The sequence below is a fragment of the Microbacterium sp. genome (assembly GCF_047606385.1).
Lineage (GTDB): Bacteria > Actinomycetota > Actinomycetes > Actinomycetales > Microbacteriaceae > Microbacterium.
Window position 1 is genome coordinate 1 of record NZ_JASGEL010000017.1, and the last position, 5,154, is coordinate 5,154.

General features: G+C 75.0%; 5 protein-coding genes and 1 pseudogene. 1 reads left to right on the forward strand and 5 read right to left on the reverse strand.

Translation table 11 applies throughout. The annotated features are described in order from the left end of the window. The 4 genes and pseudogenes from QM626_RS01560 to QM626_RS01575 form a co-directional block, all read right to left on the reverse strand. Nucleotides 1-259: pseudogene (locus QM626_RS01560) on the reverse strand (glucose-6-phosphate dehydrogenase); the annotation flags it as partial. 53 nt (nucleotides 260-312) lie between these two features. Next, nucleotides 313-963 carry a pyridoxamine 5'-phosphate oxidase family protein gene (locus tag QM626_RS01565; RefSeq protein ID WP_415073238.1) on the reverse strand — a complete coding sequence of 217 codons (651 nt, stop codon included), beginning with the start codon at nucleotides 961-963 and terminating at the stop codon, nucleotides 313-315. Then, nucleotides 960-1,739 (reverse strand): creatininase family protein, encoded by a 780-nt coding sequence (locus tag QM626_RS01570; RefSeq protein ID WP_415073240.1) that lies wholly within the window; start codon nucleotides 1,737-1,739, stop codon nucleotides 960-962. Before QM626_RS01570 ends, QM626_RS01565 begins: the two co-directional genes overlap by 4 nt. Continuing rightward, entirely contained in the window at nucleotides 1,736-3,058 is a 1,323-nt protein-coding gene (locus QM626_RS01575; RefSeq protein WP_415073242.1) for an FAD-binding oxidoreductase, read from the reverse strand. Before QM626_RS01575 ends, QM626_RS01570 begins: the two co-directional genes overlap by 4 nt. A gap of 122 nt (nucleotides 3,059-3,180) precedes the next feature. Here QM626_RS01575 and QM626_RS01580 point away from each other — a divergent pair, with 122 nt between their 5' ends. Beyond that, nucleotides 3,181-3,792: a helix-turn-helix domain-containing protein gene (locus tag QM626_RS01580; RefSeq protein ID WP_415073244.1), complete on the forward strand. Its 612-nt coding sequence runs from the start codon at nucleotides 3,181-3,183 to the stop codon at nucleotides 3,790-3,792. Nucleotides 3,793-3,797: 5 nt separating this feature from the next. On the opposite strand, the gene QM626_RS01585 is transcribed toward QM626_RS01580, so the two are convergent. Next, a partial coding sequence (locus QM626_RS01585; protein WP_415073246.1) for a methylenetetrahydrofolate reductase C-terminal domain-containing protein occupies nucleotides 3,798-5,154 on the reverse strand: 1,357 nt, incomplete at its 5' end.

The window sequence follows — 5,154 nt, forward strand, 5'->3', positions numbered from 1 at the left end:
ACGCCGGCCGCGCGGTCGCGGACGGCGGCGGGACGGGCGCGGGCCGCGGCACGTGCGCGTCGCAGTAGAAGCGGACGTAGCCGGCGTGCTGCTTCGGATGCCGGTGCTTGACGACCCAGAGCCGCTCGCGCGGGATCTCGGCGGACGCCGGGCCGCACACGGCGCAGCGGGTCGGGTCGCCGGGGGCGAACTCGGCGAGGCCCAGCGGGGTGTCGAAGGGCACCGCATCCCGCCAGTCGGAGCCCGATGTGATGCGCACGCTCGTGATCCTACGGTGACGACCTGTCCCTCCGCGAGGGGCAGCAGCAGGGGTCAGCCGGGCAGGCGCCGCAGCGCCCAGCCGGCGCCGGCGCGGGTGTACTCGGCGCGGCGGCTGGCGGCGTCCGGGTGCGCGACCCAGAACAGCAGCCGGTGCGGCTCGACCGCGAACCCGGCCCAGCCGTCCGGCTGTGCCGGGTCGGGCGCCTCGGCGCGGAACGCCGCCCAGGCCGCCTCGCGCTCGGCGAGCGGCAGCTGCGCGTATTCGACGGTGTTCTGCCACGCGAGCTGACGCAGATACGGCGAGCGCCGCCGGTACGCCTCGGCGGCCTCCTCGGCGTCGGCCGACGACGCCGTCCCCTGCACGACGAGCTGTCGCCCGGCCTCGGCCCACAGCACCGTCAGGCACACGCGCGGGTCGGCCGCGAGGTCGGCGACCTTGCGACTGAGCGCGTCGGTGTGGAAGAAGAAGCGCCGCCCGTCGAACTCGGTGAGCAGCACGGTGCGGGCCCGGGGGAAGCCGTCGGCGTCGATCGTCGACAGGGTCATGCGCAGCGGCTCGTCCGTCGGGCCGGGGAGCCAGGAGGCGGCCAGGGCCAGCGGGTCCGCGACGGGCACGTCGCCCTGCACCGGATCGGCGGCGAAGCCCGCCGGCGCCTGCGGCGTCGGCATCCCGCTGCCGTCGGTCATCCGTGCGCCGGTCATGCGAACTCGAACCCGTCGACCTCGCCGAGCGCCTCGGCGACGAAGCCCACGCCCCGCTCGAACAGCTCCGCACCGGCCTCGGCGTTCGCGCCGGTCGGATCGCCGATGACGCCGGTCGGGCCGAAGTCGTCGCTGGTCCACCCGAACATCACGGGCTTGCCGTTGAAGCCGATGTGGCGCAGCCCGGCGATCTTCTCCGGCACGTTGCGCGGCGGGAGGGGCGGCACCACCAGCTCCGGCGCGATGTGCATCACGACCGACGTCTCGACGAATCCGGCATGGATGCCCTGGCCGAGCTCGTCCGGACGCCCGTCGCGGCCGTCCGCGGCGCCCCCGACACCGGAGGGCATCGAGAACGAGCGCAGCCCGAACCGCCGCCGCAGCTCGCGGTTCGCCCAGCCCAGCAGCATGACGTTGCCGCCGTGCCCGTTGACGAAGACGATCGTGCGCGCCGGAGTCTGCGAGACCGAGCGGCCGATCTCCACGAGCTGCTCGAGCAGGGTGGTGCCCTCCAGCCACACCGTGCCCGGGGCCCAGTGGTGCTCGTCCGACTTGCCGTACGACACCGTGGGCAGCAGCCACGCGTCGACCCCGGCCGCGACGGCGCGGGAGACCGCCGCCGCCGCGACCGTCTCCGCCACCAGCGCGTCGGTCGACAGCGGCAGGTGCGGGCCGTGGTGCTCGATCGCGCCGATCGGCACGACCGCGATGGAGCGCTCCGTGAGCGTGGCGTTCAGGGCGGGACCGGGCAGGTCCGCCCAGCGGTGCGCGGTCATCGGATGGCTCCCTTCACGGGTCCGTCGTAGGCGGGGTTGAGCTTGCCGGGGTTGAGCAGCCCCTGCGGGTCCGTCGTGCGTGCGAGGTCCACGGTCTCATGCAACCGGAAGTCGACGTTCCATTGGTGGGGGTTGTGCACGCCGACGCCGAGCTCCCCCAGCTCCGCGATGCCGGCGTACACGGCGGCCGGGCTCTCGTAGACGCCCGCGAGCATCCCGATCGGCACGGTGTGACCGGCTTCGATGTGCAGGTACGACCCGGGGTACACGGCGTGCACCTCGTCGATGCGGTCGACCAGGGCGTCGCCGGACACCTCCACGTGGAAGTAGACGCCCGGCTCGGACTTCTGCAGCCACTCGATCGGGTGGTTGTAGCTGAGCACGGACAGCGCCGGCGACGCCTGCGGCCCCTCCCGCACGTCCTCGACGCGTCCGCCGGCGGCCTCGATGATCGCGGTCGCCTCGGCGACGACGGCCGGGTCGGCGATCATCCGCAGCGAGCTGCGTCCCGCCGGGAACGCGTCGTCGGGCGGCAGCTGGGCGGTCACGTGCACGGTGTCGGCCGAGACGAGCCGCGGCGCCGGCGTGAGCCGGCCGAGGGTGCGCAGCACCGACAGGGAGCCGGCGAAGTCCGGGAACGACGCGTACAGCCCGCGCCAGTCCTGCAGCGGCTCCAGGCGGACGGTGGCGCGGGCGATGATGCCGGCGGTGCCGTAGTTGTGCACGTACGCCTGCGCCGCCTCGCCGTCCAGGTGCACGAGTGTGCCGCCGGATGCCGGCGTGACGACGTCCAGCGCCGCGACGAACCCCATGTGGTTGGCGCCGTGCGCGATCGTGCCGGTGCCGCCCGACCCGCCGGAGAGGAAGCCCCCGAGCGTCGAGTGCACGGTCGAGGGGTACATCCACAGCTGCTGGCCGGTGGCACGCGCGGCCTGCTCGAGCGCGTTCATGACGGCGCCGGCGTCCGCCGTGACGAACCCGTCGCCGACCTCGACGATCGTGCGGGCCCGCGACATGTCGAGCACGAGCCCGCCGGACATCGGGATCGCCTGGCCGTAGTTGCCGGTGCCCTTGCCCCGCGGGGTGATCGGCACGCCGTGCGCGGCCGCGATGCCGACGACGGCGGCGATCTCCTCCGCCGTGGTCGGGAACGCGACGAGGTCGGCGACGCCCAAGGGCAGCAGCTCGGCGATGATGGGCGACATCCGGGCACCGTCGACCGATGCCTTCTCTCGCTGGCGGATGTCGCCGGAGACTCCGCGCGGGCCGAGCTGCTCGCGCAGGTCGGCCTCCAGCCGGGCGTAGTCGGGTGGGGTCATGGTCGTGCTCCTTCGTCCCATCTCCCGCCGATGGCGCGCGGCGAGCCGGGTGATGAGTCACTCGCCGCGCGTGATGCGCTGCGCACATCACGATCGTTCCACGATGCAGGTAATCTGCACGCATGGCGGATACCTTCCGGACGCCGTCCGCGTTGCGCTCGCCCGCCGACCCGGACGAGTCGGCGCGCGTGCTCGGCGCCCGCATCCGGGCACTGCGCCAGTCGCGCGGACTGACCCTCGCGCAGGCCGCGGCGGACGCGGAGCTGTCCCACTCGTTCCTCAGTCAGGTGGAGCGAGGACTGGAACGGCTCAGCATGGGCTCCCTCTTCCGCATCGCGCGCGCGCTCGGCACCACCCAGCAGGACCTGCTGACCCACGACGTGGAGACGCCGCCACGGCGCACCGGAGGCTTCCACGTGTTCCGCAGCGGCGCGGGCTCGCCGCTGGACGCCGGCGGCGGCCCGGTCACGGTGCTCGCCCACGGCGCACCGCCCTTCGTCCCGATGATCTTCGAGGGCAGCTTCGACGAGGAGACCTGGTGGGAGCACGACGAGGAGGAGTTCGTGTTCGTGCTCGACGGGTCGTTGACCGTCGCGCTGGATGACGAGCGGTTCGTCCTCGGCGCGGGCGATTCGGTGCACTACGAGGGCGGGGTGAGGCATCGGTGGCTCACCGAGCCGGGCCGGACCTGCCGCGTGCTGGTGGTCAAGGAGGCGCACTCGCCGCGCGGCTGAGCGCGTCACGACCCGCCTCCCAGCTCCGCCGCGACCGTGGCGAGCGCGCGGGCGTAGTCGAGCTCGCCGCCGATCGCGCCGCCACCGGCGACGACGACCCCGCCGACGCCGGCGACCGCCAGCAGCTCGCGTCCGTACTCGACGGCGAGGCGGATGCCCTCGGCTCGCACGTCCCGGGCCGCGAACAGCCGCTCGACGTATCCGGTCGGCAGCTTCGCCGCGTGGAACGATGCCAGCAGCTGCGCGCCGGCGCGGTCGACGACCAGCGGGACGCCGGGCAGCACCGGGGCGGTCGCCCCGGCCTCCCGGCACAGGGCGACGAAGTCGGCGACGTCGGCGGCGTCGCCGCAGTACTGCGTCAGGCAGAGCTGGCCGCCGGCGCGCTGCTTCTCGCGCACCCGGCCGCCGCGCACGTGCGCCGGCGGCGCCGCCGGCGACTCCGCGAAGGACGCGAGCAGCCCGTGGGCTCGTGCCCGCGGCAGCATCGTGGTCGACTCCAGGTCGAAGACCGGCTTCGCATCGGGCCGGTCGCCGGTGAGCGTGTGGTCGCCGGTCACGCAGTGCACCCCGGCGACGCCGATCTCCCGCAACGAGGCGAGCTCCTCCTCCAGCGCGACGCGGTTGCGGTCCCGCGCGGTCAGCCCCATCCACACCCGCATGCCGGCACGCGCCATCAGCAGCGCGCGATACGCCGGCGGGAACTGCACGCGCGAGCGCCCGGCGTCCCCGGAGAGCACGGCGTCCGCACTCGTGCGCAGGGCGTCGGCGACCGGGGCCACGTCCTCCGCGCGCATCGCCCGCACCGGGAAGCCGGTGAGCACCAGCGGCCGCCGGGCCATGATCGCCCGCAGCTCGCGGCCGGCCGGTGTCGGCGCGGGCACGTCCCGCGGCGGGACGCCGTGCCAGCGGATCGGGAGGGTCGCGCCGAGGAAGACGCACGGCTGCGGGCGGATCTCGCACGACCCGTCGGCCTCGACGCCGCCGCACGGTCCGTAGCTCATCGCCTTCGGGCACGCCGCGGCGTCGGCCGGCGACGCGGCGTCCGTGCACGTGGTCCGTGCCGCGTCGGTCGCGACGAAAGGACGCAGGGCGCCGGCGGCGTCGCGGCGAAGCGCGAGCAGGCCCGCCCGGTCGACCAGGGCGGCGATCCGCTCCGGGGACAGATCGTCGACGGCGGGCCCCTCCCCCGCGGCGATCACCACGCCGGCGGCGCCCGCATCGGCGAGCGCGGCGAGCTCCCCCTCGATCGCCACCCGGTTGCGGTCGCGGCCGCCGAGCTCCACGACCACCGGTACGCCGGCGGCGACCGCCGCAGCCGCCCGGTGCGACGGCGCCCGGTGCGACGGGTCGCGCAGCACCGCC

Coding starts and splice junctions, on each gene's coding strand:
- QM626_RS01565 (WP_415073238.1), bottom strand. CDS start 963: ATGACCGGCGCACGGATGACCGACGGCAGCGGGATGCCGACGCCGCAG.
- QM626_RS01570 (WP_415073240.1), bottom strand. CDS start 1,739: ATGACCGCGCACCGCTGGGCGGACCTGCCCGGTCCCGCCCTGAACGCC.
- QM626_RS01575 (WP_415073242.1), bottom strand. CDS start 3,058: ATGACCCCACCCGACTACGCCCGGCTGGAGGCCGACCTGCGCGAGCAG.
- QM626_RS01580 (WP_415073244.1), top strand. CDS start 3,181: ATGGCGGATACCTTCCGGACGCCGTCCGCGTTGCGCTCGCCCGCCGAC.